This window comes from Thioalkalicoccus limnaeus, assembly GCF_041197575.1.
In the GTDB taxonomy this organism is placed as follows: domain Bacteria; phylum Pseudomonadota; class Gammaproteobacteria; order Chromatiales; family Chromatiaceae; genus Thioalkalicoccus; species Thioalkalicoccus limnaeus.
Genome location: NZ_JBDKXB010000044.1, coordinates 1 through 16,577 on the forward strand (window position 1 = coordinate 1; position 16,577 = coordinate 16,577).

General features: G+C 65.6%; 12 protein-coding genes and 1 tRNA gene. 8 read left to right on the forward strand and 5 right to left on the reverse strand.

The window, feature by feature from the left end; translation table 11 throughout:
- Nucleotides 1-56: 56 nt before the first annotated feature.
- Nucleotides 57-132 (forward strand) — tRNA-Lys (locus ABC977_RS17230).
- A 685-nt stretch (nucleotides 133-817) separates the two neighbouring features.
- On the opposite strand, the gene argE is transcribed toward ABC977_RS17230, so the two are convergent.
- The gene (argE, locus tag ABC977_RS17235) at nucleotides 818-1,972 is read right to left on the reverse strand and encodes an acetylornithine deacetylase (RefSeq protein WP_369668514.1); all 1,155 of its coding nucleotides are present in this window, start codon (nucleotides 1,970-1,972) and stop codon (nucleotides 818-820) included.
- 101 nt (nucleotides 1,973-2,073) lie between these two features.
- Here argE and ABC977_RS17240 point away from each other — a divergent pair, with 101 nt between their 5' ends.
- The 3 genes from ABC977_RS17240 to ABC977_RS17250 are packed head-to-tail and all read left to right on the forward strand — an operon-like array spanning nucleotide 2,074 to nucleotide 6,131.
- Nucleotides 2,074-3,201, forward strand: a complete 1,128-nt coding sequence (locus ABC977_RS17240; RefSeq protein WP_369668515.1) for a peptidase C39 family protein — start codon at nucleotides 2,074-2,076, stop codon at nucleotides 3,199-3,201.
- Entirely contained in the window at nucleotides 3,194-4,672 is a 1,479-nt protein-coding gene (locus ABC977_RS17245; protein ID WP_369668516.1) for a RimK family ATP-grasp domain-containing protein, read from the forward strand. The genes ABC977_RS17240 and ABC977_RS17245 overlap by 8 nt, the downstream gene beginning before the upstream one ends.
- 7 nt (nucleotides 4,673-4,679) lie before the next feature.
- Nucleotides 4,680-6,131 carry an RsmB/NOP family class I SAM-dependent RNA methyltransferase gene (locus ABC977_RS17250; protein ID WP_369668517.1) on the forward strand — a complete coding sequence of 484 codons (1,452 nt, stop codon included), beginning with the start codon at nucleotides 4,680-4,682 and terminating at the stop codon, nucleotides 6,129-6,131.
- Nucleotides 6,132-6,766: 635 nt separating this feature from the next.
- Here ABC977_RS17250 and ABC977_RS17255 read toward each other — a convergent pair.
- The 3 genes from ABC977_RS17255 to ABC977_RS17265 form a co-directional block, all read right to left on the reverse strand.
- Entirely contained in the window at nucleotides 6,767-7,651 is an 885-nt protein-coding gene (locus tag ABC977_RS17255) for an EamA family transporter (RefSeq protein ID WP_369668518.1), read from the reverse strand.
- Between the two features lie 25 nt (nucleotides 7,652-7,676).
- Nucleotides 7,677-8,681, reverse strand: coding sequence for a tRNA dihydrouridine(20/20a) synthase DusA (dusA, locus tag ABC977_RS17260; protein ID WP_369668519.1), 1,005 nt, complete (start codon nucleotides 8,679-8,681; stop codon nucleotides 7,677-7,679).
- A gap of 112 nt (nucleotides 8,682-8,793) precedes the next feature.
- Nucleotides 8,794-10,302: a multiheme c-type cytochrome gene (locus ABC977_RS17265; protein WP_369668520.1), complete on the reverse strand. Its 1,509-nt coding sequence runs from the start codon at nucleotides 10,300-10,302 to the stop codon at nucleotides 8,794-8,796.
- A gap of 343 nt (nucleotides 10,303-10,645) precedes the next feature.
- On the opposite strand from ABC977_RS17265, the gene ABC977_RS17270 reads away from it, so the two are divergent.
- Entirely contained in the window at nucleotides 10,646-11,260 is a 615-nt protein-coding gene (locus ABC977_RS17270) for a hypothetical protein (protein WP_369668521.1), read from the forward strand.
- 134 nt (nucleotides 11,261-11,394) lie between these two features.
- A complete protein-coding gene (locus tag ABC977_RS17275) occupies nucleotides 11,395-11,877 on the forward strand; it encodes a YaiI/YqxD family protein (protein WP_369668525.1) in 483 nt (160 codons plus the stop codon).
- 331 nt (nucleotides 11,878-12,208) lie between these two features.
- On the opposite strand, the gene ABC977_RS17280 is transcribed toward ABC977_RS17275, so the two are convergent.
- Nucleotides 12,209-12,784, reverse strand: a complete 576-nt coding sequence (locus ABC977_RS17280) for a hypothetical protein (RefSeq protein WP_369668522.1) — start codon at nucleotides 12,782-12,784, stop codon at nucleotides 12,209-12,211.
- A gap of 337 nt (nucleotides 12,785-13,121) precedes the next feature.
- Here ABC977_RS17280 and ABC977_RS17285 point away from each other — a divergent pair, with 337 nt between their 5' ends.
- Both ABC977_RS17285 and ABC977_RS17290 read left to right on the forward strand, forming a co-directional pair.
- Nucleotides 13,122-15,728, forward strand: coding sequence for a carboxypeptidase regulatory-like domain-containing protein (locus ABC977_RS17285; RefSeq protein ID WP_369668523.1), 2,607 nt, complete (start codon nucleotides 13,122-13,124; stop codon nucleotides 15,726-15,728).
- The coding region (locus ABC977_RS17290; RefSeq protein ID WP_369668524.1) for an NF038132 family protein at nucleotides 15,725-16,577 on the forward strand (853 nt) is incomplete at its 3' end. The genes ABC977_RS17285 and ABC977_RS17290, both read left to right, overlap by 4 nt.

Genomic DNA, 16,577 nt, shown 5'->3' on the forward strand with positions numbered 1-16,577 from the left:
AGACCGGGTTTGGGTTTTAGTGCCGAGACGATTTCCGTATAATGGGCGTCCCACAAGCGCCCTTAGCTCAGTTGGTAGAGCATCTGACTTTTAATCAGGTGGTCGTGCGTTCGAGTCGCACAGGGCGCACCATAAAAAAACAACGGCCTAGACACTCTCAGTCTGGGCCGTTTTCATTTGAGTCACCACGCGGATGGCTGTCGACATGGCCTAGCGCCGAGCTCCCTCGGCCTGCCGTTGTCCTTAAGGGGACCTTGAAAAATTGCCATCCGGGCAATTTTTCAAGACGCGAAGCGAAAATGCGATTTCCGCTTCGCGTCATTTTCAGTCGCTTAGGCGACTGAAAATGGCGGGGCATCCTTGCCCCGCGCGGGCACCTTGAATTTTTCAAGGTGCCCTTAAGTCGAACGTGGGTCGACCCGCGAACGAAGCGAGGCGGAGCAATTTTTCGCGGCGGTACCCGCCCTACTGCCGCCGATCGCGACGTTAACGTCATCCTTGATCGGCCATGGATTACCTCCGGCGACGCACCGGTGGCCTCGAACTCTCAGCCAAGCATTGTCGTCTGAGCGCCCACTTTGCTCCGCGGCCCTCTTGACGGGATTCTCCACGAGCACAACGCCCGCCGACTCGGGCAGATTGCGAGGCGACCTGGTCGCGGGACCGGCTCCGCTTTCGCCACCGGCGCAACGCCGTGATCCGCCAGTCGCGATGAGCGTTTCTCATGCTACTGATACGCGTTCGCGTTCGCAATGATGAGTTGTCATCGCGAGGTGCGTTCCCCTGATCGACCGTGTGTTGGCCGCGCGGTGCGCGATCAGGTCAGGCAGAAGCGCCGAATCAAACCCTCGAGCAAGGCGATCGTCGGTGGGATGCGGGCGATCTCGAGATATTCGTCCGGCTGATGGGCTTGGGCGATGTCGCCGGGGCCGAGGACGACCGTCTCGAGGCCGAGCCGGTTGAAGAAGGGTGCCTCGGTGCCGAAGCCGACGGCCTCGGCCTGGTGCCCGGTCAGTTCCTCGGCGGCGCGGATGATGGCGGTACCGGCCGGGGTCTCCGCCGGTGGGATGCTCGGGAACAGCGGGACAACCTCCCAGCGCAGGTCGCGCGGTTCGGCGATCGCGGCGGTGCGGCGCGCGAGCTCGGTGCGCAGCGTCTCGGGGTCCAGGCCCGGGAGCAGGCGCAGGTCCAGATGCAGTTCGCACTCGCCGCAGATGCGGTTGGCGTTGTCGCCGCCATGGATATGGCCTGGGTTGATTGTCGGGTAGGGGATCGCGAAGGCCGGGTGGCGGTATGTCCGGGCCAGTTCATCGCGCCAGCTCAGGATCTCGGTCAACACCGCGTGCATGCCTTCGAGCGCGCTGCGGCCGAGACTCGGATCGCTGGCATGGCCGCTGCGTCCGATCAGGCGGATCGCCTCGCCCATGACGCCCTTGTTCAAACGCACCGGGCGCAGGTTGGTCGGCTCGCCGATCAGCGCATGACGGCCGAGCGGCCGGCCGGCGTCGGCGAGCGCGCGGGCGCCGTGCATCGCCGATTCCTCGTCGGCGGTCGCGAGGATCACCAGCGGTTGCCGCAGGGCGCGCGCGTCCAACCCGCGGGCGGCCTCGATCGCGAGCGCGAAGAAGGCCTTCATGTCGCATGTCCCGAGCCCGTAGAGGCGGCCATCCGCCTCGGTGACCCGAAAGGGGTCATGACGCCACAGGTGGCCGTCATAGGGCACGGTGTCCGAATGGCCGGCCAGCACCAGACCGCCGGGCCCCTGGCCAAGCGTCGCGATCAGGTTGGCCTTGTTCGGTTGTCCGGGCAGTTCGAGGATCTCGATTCGGAAGCCGAGATCGGCCAGCCAGGCGGCGAGGAGATCGAGCACCGGCCGGTTGCTTTGGTCACGATCCGGATGGGTGCTGCTGACCGACGGGGTGCCGATGAGCCCGGCGAGCATCTGATTCAGGGTCGGGGGCAGGGCGGGCATGATCGGAGACCTCGCTGGTTTTCGGGGCGGGGAGTCATCGCGGCCGACCACCCCTTTGGTGTAGATTGCCGAGCTTAGCCGTTTCGCCGTATGCCCAGCCAGTGCCACTGACGATCCGCCCCGCCACCCTTGCCGACCTCGATGCCCTGGTGACGCTCGAACGGGCCTGTTTCGAAACCGACCGTCTCACGCGCCGCCAGTTCCGCTACATGCTGACCCGGGCGCGCGCTCAGACGCTGGTCGCCGATGACCAGGGCGGGATCCTCGGCTACCTCTTGCTGCTGTTCAACAAGGCGACCGCCTCGGCGCGGATCTACTCGATCGCCGTCGCTGCCGCGGCGCGCGGTCGTGGCATCGGGCGGGCGCTGGTGCTGGCGGCCGAGGAGGCCGCCTGGAAGGCCGAGCGGGCCTACGTCCGGCTCGAGATCCGCCGCGACAACCAGGCCTCGCGCACACTGTTCGAGCGGTTGGGTTATCACCAGTTCGGCGTCCTGTCGGATTACTACGAAGACCACATGGAGGCGTTGCGCTTCGAGAAGACGCTGACCCCGGATCTCAAGCCGGAACTCGCGCGCGTGCCCTTCTACGAGCAGACGCTCGATTTTACCTGCGGCTCGTCGGCGCTGATGATGGCGATGAAGTCGCTGGATCCCGAGTTGCTGCTCGATCGCCAATTGGAGTTGCGGATCTGGCGTGAGGCGACGACCATCTTCATGACCTCGGGGCATGGCGGTTGCGGGCCCTTCGGCCTGGCGTTGGCCGCGTCCGCGCGGGGCTTCGCGGTCGAGGTCTATGTCAACGATCGCGGTGTGCCGCTGGTCGATTCGGTGCGCAGTCCGGACAAGAAGGAGGTGATGCGCCTCGTGCACGAGGACATGCTGGCCGAGGTGAACCGGCGCGACATCCCGTTGGTCTATGACACCTTGACCCTGGAGGCCTTGCAGGCGCGTTTCGAGGCCGGGGCCGTGCCCTTGGTGCTGATCAGCTCCTATCGGATCTACGAGGAAAAGTTTCCCCATTGGGTCGTCGTGACCGGTTTCGACGAGCACTTCGTCTACGTCAACGACCCCTACGTCGACTATGAGAACGGCGAGACGCCGTCGGACTCGATCAATATGCCCATTCAACAGAGTGAATTTCGCCGCATGGCCCGCTATGGGCGGGCCGGGCTCCAAGCCGTCGTGCTGGTGGCCCGCCGCGATCCGGAGGCCGAACCCCGCCATGGCTGAGCACGTCCTGCTGGTCGAGCAGGCCGCCGACTGGAAATCCGGTTTCCCGCGCTTGCCGGTCGTGACGGCGCGGGACTATCTGGCCGGTGGCGACTATTCGGCGCACAAACAACTGCGCGTGATCAACCTGTGCCGCGGCTATCGCTACCTGAGCATTGGCTACTACTGTTCATTGCTCGCCGAGGCGCGCGGCCACAAGGTGATCCCGACGGTGCGCACGATTCAGGATCTCTCCAGCCGCGACATCTACAGCCTGTCGACGGAGGAGTTGAACGCGCAAGTGCAGAAGGCGCTCGGGCGGCGCAAGGCCGGCCTGGTGCCGACCGCCTACGAGTTGACCATCGTCTTCGGGCACTGCGGGCTCAAGGAGTTCGAACCGCTGGCCCGACAGATCTTCGAGACCTTCCGCTGCCCGATCCTGCGCGTGGAATTTCGGTTGCAGGGCACCTGGCGCATCGGTGCGATCAAGGCGCTGCCGATCGGCGGCCTGACCGCCGAGCAGGAGACCGAATTCTTCAATGCGCTGGAATGGTACCTGTCGCAACGTTGGCGCCAGCCGCGCGCCCGCCTGACCTACAAGTATGACCTCGCGATCCTGCACGACCCGAACGAGGAGTTGCCGCCATCGGATCCGAAGGCGCTGCAGCAGTTCGTGCGCGCCGGCAAGGCACTCGGCGTCAATGTCGAGCTGATCCAGCGCAAGGACTATGGCCGTCTTGCCGAATACGATGCCCTGCTGATCCGCGAGACGACGCAAATCGGCCACCATACGTTCCGTTTCGCGAAGAAGGCCGACAGCGAAGGGATGGCGGTGATCGATGACCCGGACTCGATCCTGCGCTGCACGAACAAGGTCTACCTCGCCGAGCTGCTCGAGGCGAACCGGATACCGCGCCCGAAGACCATGATCCTGCGCCGCGAGAATCTGTTGGAGGCCGAGGCCGTGATCGCCTATCCGATCGTCGTCAAGATCCCCGAAGGATCCTTCTCGCGCGGCGTCTTCAAGGCCGCGGACCGCACCGAGTTGCAACGCATCGCGGCCCGGCTGTTCAAGGAATCGGACCTGATCCTGGCCCAGGAATACCTGTACACCGAGTTCGACTGGCGGATCGGGATCCTGGGCCGGCAGCCGCTGTATGCCTGCAAATACTTCATGACCCAGTCGCACTGGCAGATCGTCCGGCACGATGGCCAGGGCCACCACGAAGAGGGGCGGTTCGAGACGGTTGCGATCGACCAGGTCCCAGCGGCCGTCGTCAAGACCGCGCTCAAGGCCGCCAACCTGATCGGCAGCGGTCTTTACGGTGTCGACCTGAAGGTCACCGAGCGTGGCCCCGTCGTCATCGAGGTCAACGACAACCCGAGTCTCGATGCCGGGGTCGAGGACAAGGTGCTCGGCGAGGGGCTCTACCGCGCCATCATCGGCGAACTGGTCGCGCGTCTCGATCGCCGACGCGCGGCGAGCCGGTGACGCGCGCGTGAGTCGTTATGCCGTCGGTGCGGCCGCCGTCCGCGACTACTGCGCCCGCTATCGCGACCTGATCGACGACTGGCCGGCCTTCGCCGAGGTGATCGTCGCGCCCTTGCCGACCTGTATTTGGGCAAATCCGGCGCGGATCTCCGCGGCGGGCTTGTCCGACCTGCTCGCAGGCGAGGGCCTCGTCAGCCAGCCGATGGGTTGGCAGCCGACCGGCCTGCGGCTCGCCGCCGGTGTCCGTGCTGGGCGCCACTGGTGGTACTGCGCCGGGCTCGCGCACGCACAGGAAGAGGCCTCGCAGCTCCCGGTGACCCTGTTGGATCTCGCCCCCGGGCAGCGCGTGCTCGATCTGTGCGCGGCACCGGGCGGCAAGACCGCGCAGATCGCCTTCGCCCTCGACAATCGCGGGACGCTTCTCGCCAACGATTTCGCCCCGGAGCGGATCAAGGCGCTGGTCGGCAACCTGGATCGGCTCGGCGTCGTCAACGCGGCCGTGACCTGCCATGACGGCGCCAACTATCCGACTGCGGCTGGCCAGTTCGATCGCGTGCTCGCCGATGTGCCCTGCACCAGCGAGGGGACGTTGCGCCGCAACCCGGATCAGGTTCGGCGGCTGGAGGGCCAGCCATCGGAGCGCCTCGCCGCGCGCCAGCGGGCGCTGCTGCGCAAGGCCGTCCAACGCTGCCGACCCGGCGGCCGGGTCCTCTATTCGACCTGTACCTTCGCTCCCGAAGAGAACGAGTTCGTCGTCGCCGACATCCTCGCGGAGCTGGACGGTCGCCTGAACCTGCTGCCGCTTCAGGTCCCTGGTCTGACCACGGCGCCCGGGGTCACGGACTGGCGCGGGCGCCGGCTCGACCCAGCGCTGGAGCAATGTCTGCGGCTGTGGCCACACCAGAACGACACCGGGGGCTTCTTCGTCGCCTTGCTGGAGAAGGACCGGACGTTGCCTTGTGAGCCCGATGCAGTGGTGGCCGCCGCCGAGATCGAACCGGGCGATCGCGAGTGGCTCGAGTGGACGAACGCGCGGTTCGGCTTGTCGTCGGAGGCTTGGTCGGCCTGGCGGATCCATCGCCAGACACGCCGCGGCCTGCATCTGATCGCCGCCGATCTGGCCGCGCCGGCCCACCCGCGCCCCGAGGGCCGCGGGCTCTTCTTTCAGCGCACCAACGTTCGGCCAACGAAGCTGACCACGGCCGGCGCCCTGCTGTTCGGGCCGCACGCGCAATGCCACCGGTTGGAACTGGACGCCGCGCAGCGCGACGCCTTCCTCGGACGGAAGACCCTGACGCCGGCGCCGGCACAGGTCCGCGACCTGACCCCTGGGCAGGTCTTGGTCACCTATCGTGGATTCGCGCTGGGGCTGGCCGTCTGGCATCGCTCGGGCGAGCTGGAAAGCCTGTTCCCACGGCGTTGGAGTGGTTGCACCGCCGGTTCCGATGACGCGGACTGAGGAGCCTGGCGGCGTGCTACCAGGTCACGGGGCTGGGTGTAACGCCACCGACGCCCCGCAGCATGACGGCGGTAGGGTGCACTGATGGTACGAACCAGATCGCTCCATCGCCTGCGGTGCCCCGCATCGCTCGCGAGAACGTCGAAGGCGGGTGCGGTTGGTGCGTCACCGCGCCCGACACGGTGGGATGCCCGGGAAGCGATTGGGCGTGATCCACCGGCCCCTGCGCTCATGGGACCAGCCGATGCCGGACGCGAGTGCGTAGGTCCAAGTCGTCGCTCGGCGCCGGCATCGAGGGAAGGCTCAAAGCACGAGCAGTATGGTCAACACGAGGCCGGTGACCAGGATCGCCGGGATCATCGATTGTTGACCGAGACGGGCAAGCATGTGTTGTTTCATCGCAGTCACCTCAAGGCTCATAGCGTTGATCAGGGATATGCGGGCGTGGATCCAAATCGACAAGCGCTGAACGAGAATGATTCCTGTTAAATAGCATAGTGCTTAGGTATGGATTGTCAATGCCGCGAGGAGATGGATGTGGTTCTCGACCCGTTGGCCGCCATGCTGCGGCGGGTGCCGATTTGATTTCTGTGGCGAGCGCAACGGCGTGACGCCCAACTTCCTGACCGCGGCCGTCACCACGCGATCAGGAAGACGCCGGTCAGCATCAGTCCGGCGGCCATCAGATGCTGGCGCAGTCCGGCCTCGTGGAACAGCCAGGCGCCGTAGAGGATGCCGATCACGAGGCTGAGCCGCTTGACCGCGATCATATAGGCGACCTCGACCAGCTGGATCGCGAGGAAGTGGGTCGTGACCATGATCGCGTTGAGGCCGGTGACGATCAGCACGGCCCAGGGACGGCGCCAGACGCGAAGCAGGGTGCCCGGTCGGGGCAGGCCGATGAGCACCAGTGTCGCGGCGCCGAGCAGCAGGAAATAGAAGGCACCGAAATGTTCGGGGGCCATGTATTGCAGCGCGCCCTTGCCGAGGGTCGCGGTCACGGCGTAGAGCAGGGCCACGGCCAGCATCATCCGCGATCCGCGCTGATGAAAGGTCGCTGCCAGCGGCGCCGCCCAGGTTCGCCAATCGGCGGCGCGGGCCTGCTGCACATTGAGCAACCAGGATCCGCCGACGATCAGCAGGATGCCAACAGCGCCCTGGGCCGAGACTTTCTCCCCGAGCACCCAATCGGCGATCAGGATCACGAAGGCCGGCGTGAAGGCCAGATAGGGCAGGGTTTGGGATAAGGGGTGATCACGGATCGCCGCCATGTACATCAGCATGGCGAGGATCTCTAGCGGCAGCAGGATCGCGATCCAGCCCCAGAAGGCGACGGGCAGGTCGGCCAGCGGCGGGAGGCCGGCGAGCAACGGCGTCATCAGGACCCCGGTCAGCGTGAACCGGATCAGCGTCAGCTCGCGCGTCGAATAGTCGCGCAGCCAGGCCTTGGTCGCCGCATCGGCCGAGGCCAGGCTGAAGGCGCAGATCAGCGACAGCGTGAGCCAGTCCAACTGGTCCATGGTGCCGGAGCCGTCCGGCGTTCGCTCAGCGGACGAGTGCCGCGGCGTCGGTCAGAACCCGGTGGCCGGCGCCGGGTCGATGGGCCTGCTCGCTCAGATGGCGGCGCCAGGCGCGGGCCCCCGGGCGGCCCTGGAACAGACCGAGCAGATGGCGGCTCAAGCTGTTCAGCGGGACGCCGGCCGCGAGTTGCCGCTCGACGTAGGGGAGAAAGTCCTCGATGATCTGGTGCTGGGTCGGGACCGGGTGATCATCGTCGAACAGCAGCCGGTCGGCGTCGGCCAGCAGCCAGGGATCCTGATAGGCGGCACGGCCGATCATGATGCCGTCGACGCGCTCGAGCAGGTCGGCGGCCTGCGCCAGGCTCGTGACGCCACCGTTGAGAACGATTGGCGGGCCCGGAAAATCGGCCTTCAGCCGGAACACCCAGTCGTAACGCAGCGGTGGGATCTCGCGGTTCTCCTTCGGGTTCAGCCCCTGAAGCCAAGCCTTGCGGGCGTGAACGATCAGCGTGTCGCAGCCGGCCGCGAGCAGCGCGCCGACGAAGTCCGTCAGTTCACCATAGCTGTCGCGGTCGTCGATCCCGATGCGGGTCTTGGCCGTGACCGGGATCCGGACCGCGTCCTTCATCGCCGCGATGCCCTCGGCGACCCGTTGCGGTTCGGCCATCAGACAGGCGCCGAAACGCCCGGACTGCACGCGGTCCGATGGACAGCCGAGGTTCAGGTTGATCTCGTCGTAGCCCCAGTCTTCGCCCATCCGGGCGCAGGCGGCCAGCTCGGCCGGGTCGCTGCCGCCGAGTTGCAGCGCGACCGGATGCTCGGCCGGGTCGAATCGCAGGAACCGGGCACGATCGCCGTGGATCAGCGCGCCGGTCGTGACCATTTCGCTGTAGAGCCTGGTATGGCGGCTGATCAGACGCAGGAAGTACCGACAGTGGCGGTCGGTCCAGTCCATCATCGGGGCCACGCACAGGCGCCAGGCCCGTTGCGGGCACAGCTGCTGCGGGGGCGGGGAAGGGCGGCTTGTCATGGTCCGGTGCGTCATCAGGGGTTCTTGGGTCGATCGGGCCGCGAGCACCGGTCACGCCTGCGGTGCTCGCGGCCTTCATCGAAACCCCTCAATGTAACACCGGATCCTCGGATCAGGGTCGGTAACGCGTCTCGTAGAAGGCCATCCGCCGCGGCTGCAACAACTCCTCGTCGTCGGTCAGTTCGAGGACGCGTGGCTTCATGCCTTCGAACACCAGGTTGTAGAACATCTCGGCGCGGACGAAGGCCGGGCGGAACGGGAGGTCGTAGCTGATGGTTCGCCGTTCGTGCGGGTCCAGCCGCGTATCGATGCCGACTTGCGTGGCCTCGGGCGGCATCGCCGGTTGGCCCTGATCATCGGCCAATTGGTAGAAGAGGTAAGCCTCGGGTGCCTCCTTCTGCGCATGCTGTTGGTAGTTCTGCCAGAGGATGCGGCCCTTATCGTCGAGCGCGGTGACCTGGATCTGAACATTCCGGAAGGGCGCGCCGGTCGGCATCTTGTGCGGCAACTTATTCTGCAACACGACATGCGCTCGCACGCCATCGAGCGTCGGTTCGAGATCGACGGTCAGCAGCACGGCGCGGGCCAACATCGCGTTGTCATGACCGCCACCCATCCCATGATGGGCGATCCCGTTGACCACCGGCATATGACAGGACTGACAGGTCACCTGAGCGCCGCTGGCCTCGAATTCGTCGCCAGTCGCGCACAGCGGCACGCCTTGCGGATTCGGCCGCAGATGGTGGCAGCCCAGGCACAGTTCCGAGGTTCGCAGGATGCGCGGGCTGGCCTCGAGCGGCAAGGATGCGGAGACCCGTTGACCGAAGGCGTCGAGCTTGTCGATGTGCGGGTTGCCGGTGTGCGGGCTGTCGGGTGTGCGGACCTGATCGAACGGATAACCCTTGGGGCCTTGGAGGACGCTCGAGGTCTCGTACGCGAGGAGCCCCAAGCGCAGCCCGCCCCCTTCGCGCCGCACCCCCTTGTACCCGGAGATTCGATGACAGGCGACACAGTTCACGCCTTCGGCGTAAGCGGCCATCGCGTCCAGCTTGGTGACGCCGTCCTGGGCCGCGTTCGGCGCGTGACATTGCAGACAGACCGGGTAGGTTTGGGCACGCTGATGGACCTGGTTCTCTGCGCGCGGATCCCCAACCTCCTGGCGGTACATGAGCTCGTGGATCGGGTCGCTGAGCGCCGTGCTCCGCGCGTGCATCGATCCTGACCACTGCTCGTAGACATCCTCATGACACCACTGGCAGACGCGAGCGGACACATGGTGCAGGCGTTGCGCCTCGAGGGCGTCGACGACCGGGTCCAGGTTGCTGAAATAGGCGCCCAGATCCACGAACTGCTGATCCGTCATCGTGGCGCTCAGTTGGCCCATCGTCGCGCTTTCACGATCGCCCGAGCGAATCAGCTGCATCGTGCGGACCAGGGCCTCCGCCGGCATCCCCGCGAGCGGCGGGACCGGTCCGGAGCCGCTCCCGCCCGGTCCGTGGCACGCGATGCAATAGCGATTGGCGAGGTCCTCGCCGACCGCCGCGTCACCAGTCCCGGCCGGAGCGGCGCTGCACCAGTAGAGGAAGGGGGCCGCCACCATCCACAGTATGGGCCTGCTCATGCAAAATCCTCCGAATCATTTGTTTTCTTATTGGTTCTCGAGGGAGCGCCGAAGTATGCAGTGCTCGGCTCACGGCGCTTCGTCGGGCTGTTTATAGCCCAGCCGTCAAGGTCTTTCCAGCCACGGAACTCTAGGGGATATCGCGCCACGAGCGCGCAACGCCGCCGCGATCGCGGGCGAGCGACGGTGCCACGATGCCGTTCTCGGCCTTCCGGACAACCGCGAGGGACAACGGGGTAGCAGGGCGCTCGACGGTTATGACAAACTGATGAAAGGGGCCATTGCAAGGTCGCCGGCTACCAACAATCCACATCAATCCGGAACCACGCGGGGCAGGAATACTATGTCACGATCATCTCCATTCGAACAAACCGAGACAGGCCGCGATCATGAGCGGGGCCTGTCCCTCGCCGAGACCCTGCTTCCGGTGAAATGGGCGGCGGCCCGCGTCCTCTTCATCCTCTACATCGGCTTTGCGCTCTTCACGGTCGTCGGCGGGATCCTGACGGCCCCGCTGGCCACCTGGTATTTCTTCGGCGATTGGCGGTTCTGGCGCCATTGGCGGCCGGTCTTGCGCCTGTATGGACAGGGCTGGCGCGTCCTCGGCTTGATGGTCCGCGGTGAAAGCGGGTTCATGTTCGACGTGCCCCTGACCGCGCCGCCCTACAGCGCACCGGTCCCGAATCTGACCGAGATCAACCCGGAATGGGCCCACGGCTCCGCCTGCGGCGAATGTAGCCGCTGTTGCGAGAAGATCCATTGCCCGATCCTCGATCAGGATACCGGCTTCTGCGGCGGCTATGACTCCTTCTATTGGCGTTACTTCAACTGTGGACGCTTCCCGTCGAACCAGCGCGAGATCGATTACTACGGCTGCCCCAAATGGGTGATGAAAGAGGTCCGGGTCGCACCGCCAACACTCGAGGCCAAGGTCGCCAGCGATAGGCCCTGTCCGTAACCATCGCGATCCGAGCGGATTGCCGCACAGAATCAATAGCGCCGGCCTCGCGCCGGCGTGCCAACCCGATATCGATCTCGCTGCCATGCGGCAGCCGATGCGCTCTCCATTTTCTGATGACTGACCTGAACCCCATGCACATCTGGGTCGATGCGGACGCCTGTCCCGCGGTGATCAAAGAGATCCTCTATCGGGCTGCCCAGCGGGTCGGAGCGCCCCTGACACTGGTGGCCAACCGGCCGCTGCAGCCACCGCCCTCGCCGCTGATCCGCGCCGTGCAGGTGGCACGCGGATTCGATGCGGCCGATGACCATATCGTCGCCCACCTGCAACCCGGCGATCTGGTCATCACGGCCGACATCCCGTTGGCGGCGCAGGTGATCGACCATGGCGGTGCCGTCATCAATCCCCGCGGCGAACGCTACACTGCTGACAACATTCGCGAGCGGCTCGCGATGCGCGACCTGATGGATAGCCTGCGCGGGTTGGGCGAGATCACCGGCGGGCCACCCGCGCTGAGCACTGCCGACCGCGCGGCTTTCGCCAACGCCCTGGACCGGTTTCTGGCCGAGCGGGCCCATCGAGAGGCGCCCGCGAGGAATCGCGCCGATCGCTGAGCCCTGTCGGAGGCGGGTGGTCTGGGAGGCATTGACGGAAGGCTTGCGTGATCGAAAGGGCCGGTCGCGAGACCTTGGGGCATTCATGCCAAATGCACGCGCCCGCCTTGCCAAAGCCCCTGCCATGCGCTTGACCATCGACTACGTCGCCTGCATCCGTGTCCATCCGTGGTTTCATGTTCAATCGCGCGCCGGCAGACCCCGCGTAGCCGGTTTGGGATCCCTGCTGAAGTCGGTCCCGGTCTTGACGGCGGTCTTCCCCCGACGTGGTCCGCGACAGCTGGCAGCGGCCGGGTGCGCAATGCATAGTTCCTGGCGTGCAGTCCAGAGGTCAATCGGCGATGTCGATCGTCGCCAGCCCCCCGAGCGCGGCCCGCATCTCGGTCAGGGTGGGCGGTTTCGCCGTCGCGGCGTCGTCAAACAGGCCGAGGCAGGTCAGCCGCATCAGGTTCGGGTCGACCAACCCGCCGAGCCACAGGTGATAGCCCTCGCGAATCATGGGGTTGCCGCCGCTGTCGCTGTCCGCGCCGTAATCGGCGAGGCGCCAAGCCACTGCCGAGGGCACCGGCAGCCGCGAGACCAGCGTCCAGTAGTGCTGCACCTGCTCGATCGGGTAGCGGCCGGCCGCGATGGTCTGGACCCGTTCCCAATCGAGGCGGCGGACCTCGAGTCCGCAGGTCGGCGCAGAGGCGTAGCTGCTCGAGCTCAGACGGCCGGCGACGAAGAAGACCCGCGTGCGCCCAGCGGGCACCGGGATCGGCTGATGCAGGACGAGGGCACTACCGGGAGGGATCGTGACCCATTCGCCGCCCGCGTCCTCGCGTACGAGCGTCTGGCAGCCGGCGAGAGCTAGGGCCGCGATGGTCGCGAAGGCCAAGCGAGCGAGGGCGGACGAGGTGGCAAGCATGGCGGCACAGACCTTCGTGGGATCTTTCTTCTGCCACTGATCTGGGTTAGGTGGACAGGATTCCAAGCGCTCGACGATCCTGCTACCGTCACTCTGGCCGCTTGAACGCATTCGGTCCGAGCGACGGGCCAACCCGATCCGCTGCGAGGGGAGGGCTTGCTTCCGTCACGAACGCTGTGGTAAGGTCGATGGGAACAGGAGTTGCCGTTAGGGACAGGGAATGGATGCTCGGTCACGACTGCCGGATGGGCAGATCGGTTGGCGCACGATTCTTCGCGCCGTCCTCTTGTATCTCATTGCATGCGCTTCGTTTCCTTCTCCGGCAAGCGGAAACGAGGTGGCTGTCGACTGGCTGCTGAATCAACAGCAGGACAACGGCCAGTTCTCATCGTCCCGCGATGAGGTTCCCCCGTACCAATCCACGACCGAGGCCTTGCGTGCCCTGGATGCCCTGGCGCTGGAACAAGAGTCCGCGTCGGATAAGGGTCTGACTTACCTGGGTGCGGTCAGCGAAGAGGGTTCGCTGCCATACCTATCCCGATGGCTGATCGCGCAACGCCTGGAGGACCAGTCCGCAGCGGATGGGGTGGCGGCGGTCATCGCCCATCAGAACGATGACGGTGGTTTCGGTGCGCGCCCAGGGGACCAGAGCAGTGTCCTCGACACCCTGGATGCGCTGGAAGCCCTGGCGGGTGCCGGTGTCGACGGCGCTGTAATTGGGCGCGCGACGGGCTATCTGCTGCAACGACAGCATGTCGATGGCTCGTTCTCCGCAACGCCGTCGAGCCCCCCGTCGGTCTATCTGACGTCTCGTGCCCTGTCTGTCCTTCAGCCTTACCGCTTTGATTACGACCTGTCCGCACCCTTGCAGCGGGCGGCCGATTTCCTATGGAACAACCGTCAGCAAGGTCTCTGGGGTGAGACCTGGGAAAGCGCCTGGGCGCTTCTGGCCCTGGTACCGATCACGACGGATTCGGCCGCGTACGGGTTCGCGCTGGATCAGCTGCTCGCTCGGCAGACCGCGAACGGCTCCTGGGATGACAGTGTGTTCGCCACGGCCCTGGTCCTGCGGGCCATGCAGGCGCCTCGCACCGTCATCGTTCCACCGGCGCCCGGTCTGGCGGCCATCGCCGGCCGTGTCATCGACGAGTCCACCGGTGAGCCGCTGAATGGCGTGATGGTCACCGCCGGGAGCGACGAGGGTTTCAGCGTCACTGTGTCGACCGGAGACGACGGGCGGTTTTCCCTCTCGGCCTTGGAACCACAGTCGTACATCTTGAACTATGCCGCCGAGGGTTATGGCGAACTCGTCCAGTCGCTCTCCGTGGAGGCTGGTCAGTTCGTAGACCTGGGGACCGTGCGGCTTCCGGCGGCACCCCAGGTCGCTGTGATCTCCGGACGGGTCAGCGATGCTGTAACGGGGTTGCCCGTGACGGCGCAGATCGAGATCAGTGGCGATGCCGATGTATCGGTCTCCTCGGGCGAGGATGGGCGCTATCTGGTGATGGTGCCGCCCGGCGAGATACTGATCGAGGTCGTTGCCCCCGGATACCACCCGACCCTTGCAACCGCGACGGTGCAGGCGGGTCAACGGGTGGCCTTCTCGCCCACGCTCTATCCGGCCGACGGACAGATTCCGGATGGGCCGGTGTCAGTCTCCGGAACCCTGCTGGATGCTGACACCGGACTCCCCGTGGAGGGAGCTTCCATTACGCTGGCCGGTGCTGCCGTAGCCACCACGAGCGATGGTTCGGGCACCTTCGTCCTGACTGATCTCGAAGCCGGTGACATCGGACTGCGAGTCACTCATGCCGGCTACCAGTCGGTCGCGGTCAACCTCGTTGCGGTCGCGGGATCGGATGTCGACATCGGGATGTTGCGTCTGGTGCCCGCGCCGGATCCGGCGACGTCGCTCCACGGGCGGGTCTATGACCTGGAGACGGGTCAGCCGGTTGCCGGAGCCACGGTGACCGTTGGGGGTCTGTCTTCGTCTACCGATGAACACGGGCAATACCAGATCGCAGGCATAGACACTCTGGCGTTCGATGTGTCCGCGACGGCCACGGGCTATCTCACCGCATCCAGTGCCCTTGTCCTTCAGCAACATGGCTCCGTTCGTCTGGATATCCCTCTGCAGAAGGCCGCACCAGATGGGATTCGGATCCTTCGGCTGGCCAAGGATCGCACGGCCTATGAGGCTTTCGAAGAGGTTCTTCTCGTGGCCGAGGTCGAGAACATTGGAGGCGAGCCTCAGCGGGTCGTGATGGCCGCGACGGTGCAGGGGATCGGCAGCGATCTACGGGAGGATTTCGTGATCCCGGTTCCCGGAGGTCCGCGCGATGCCCGATTCACCATCGACCCGGGCGAGGTCGTTGTCCGGGAGTTTTCCTGGTCCACGCGAAATTGGCCACCTGGGGATTACCAGATGCTGGTCCAGGTCCTCACCGAGCACCGGGATGTCGTACTTGCCGAACAGGCGGTGGCCATCCATGTCGTGGAGACTCGCCATCTGCGCGCGCTGAATGTCTATAGCGCTCCCACCCAGCTCGTCAGAGGTGAAGAGGTGGAGCTCGAGTTCCTGGCGGGTCTCGAGAGCTTGTCCAATGTCGATGCCATGCTGACCCTCGAGTACGCCCTGGTGGATCCGGATGGAAATCCGGTTCATCAGGACGTGGTGGACATAGAGGTGATGGCCGCCGCGTCGTCTAGCCTCGTGCCCTTGGGGACGATCGCCTATCGGTTCGACGAGGCCGGCTCTTACCCGATCCACGTCCTGAACGTGTCGGGCATGGCCGTCACGGCCATCCGGGCCGACGACTTGATCGTGTCACCTAACATCCGAGTCGATGGCCACCTGGGTGCCGACCCCGATCGGATCACGCCGGGCGATAGCAAGTCCGTGCACATCAGACTGCGCATTGTCGGGGCGGAGGATTCCCCATGACACGATTCATATGGAGGCGTTTCGCGATCCTGGCCGTGCTCGCCGGCATCTCGACGGGTGTCTTCGCCACCGGGTTCGAGAATGGGATGCCCACAGGTTGGATCTGCGAGGGGAACTGCGGCACGTCACCGGAAGACGGTGTGGTGACCCTATCGCCCACAGGCGCGGCCCAGTACGGTTGGGTTGCCACCACGGGCAGCGCTTTTCGTGGCGCGACTTTGCCGGGCATCGGTGGGACCAATGGCTCACGCCTGCGCTCGCCACTTTTTTCCGCCGAGTCCGGGGATGAGCTGGTCTTTCACTTCAATTACGTGACTTCCGATGGCGGGGGATTCGCCGATTACGCCTGGGCCAGGGTTCTCGACGAATCGATGGAGCAGGTCGCCCTGTTGTTCACGGCGCGCACCCGTTCGACGGGCAGCATCGTCCCCGGATTCGGTATGCCCGATGTGGAGGCGCAGCTCACCCCCGAGAGCGTCGAGATCATCCGCGGCGGACCGGTATGGAGTCCGTTGGGGAGTGATTCTGGTCGTTGCTGGAGCGGTGGGTGCGGCTACACCGGTTGGGTCCATTCCAGTTACGCTTTCCCTGAGACAGGAAATTACATCCTGGAATTCGGCGTGGTCAATTGGTCGGATACGGCCTATCAATCCGGCTTGGCGTTCGATGGCGTGATGGTCGGGGGTAACCCCATCGGTGGCGACCCGGATTACCGGGACGTGACGGTGTTGGCGACCTTGTCGCGACAGGGTATCGAGCTCGATCCGGCCTCGTTCCTCGTCGCACCGGTGCGCGCGGAGACGCTCGACGACCGCATCGAGATCGAGTGGTTCTTCGAGTCATTCACGA

Excerpts from the sequence above, each read along its gene's own strand:
- ABC977_RS17245 (WP_369668516.1), top strand. The coding sequence starts at position 3,194 with ATGGCTGAGCACGTCCTGCTGGTCGAGCAGGCCGCCGACTGGAAATCC.
- ABC977_RS17255 (WP_369668518.1), bottom strand. The coding sequence starts at position 7,651 with ATGGACCAGTTGGACTGGCTCACGCTGTCGCTGATCTGCGCCTTCAGC.
- argE (WP_369668514.1), bottom strand. The coding sequence starts at position 1,972 with ATGCCCGCCCTGCCCCCGACCCTGAATCAGATGCTCGCCGGGCTCATC.
- ABC977_RS17270 (WP_369668521.1), top strand. The coding sequence starts at position 10,646 with ATGTCACGATCATCTCCATTCGAACAAACCGAGACAGGCCGCGATCAT.
- ABC977_RS17265 (WP_369668520.1), bottom strand. The coding sequence starts at position 10,302 with ATGAGCAGGCCCATACTGTGGATGGTGGCGGCCCCCTTCCTCTACTGG.
- dusA (WP_369668519.1), bottom strand. The coding sequence starts at position 8,681 with ATGACAAGCCGCCCTTCCCCGCCCCCGCAGCAGCTGTGCCCGCAACGG.
- ABC977_RS17280 (WP_369668522.1), bottom strand. The coding sequence starts at position 12,784 with ATGCTTGCCACCTCGTCCGCCCTCGCTCGCTTGGCCTTCGCGACCATC.
- ABC977_RS17275 (WP_369668525.1), top strand. The coding sequence starts at position 11,395 with ATGCACATCTGGGTCGATGCGGACGCCTGTCCCGCGGTGATCAAAGAG.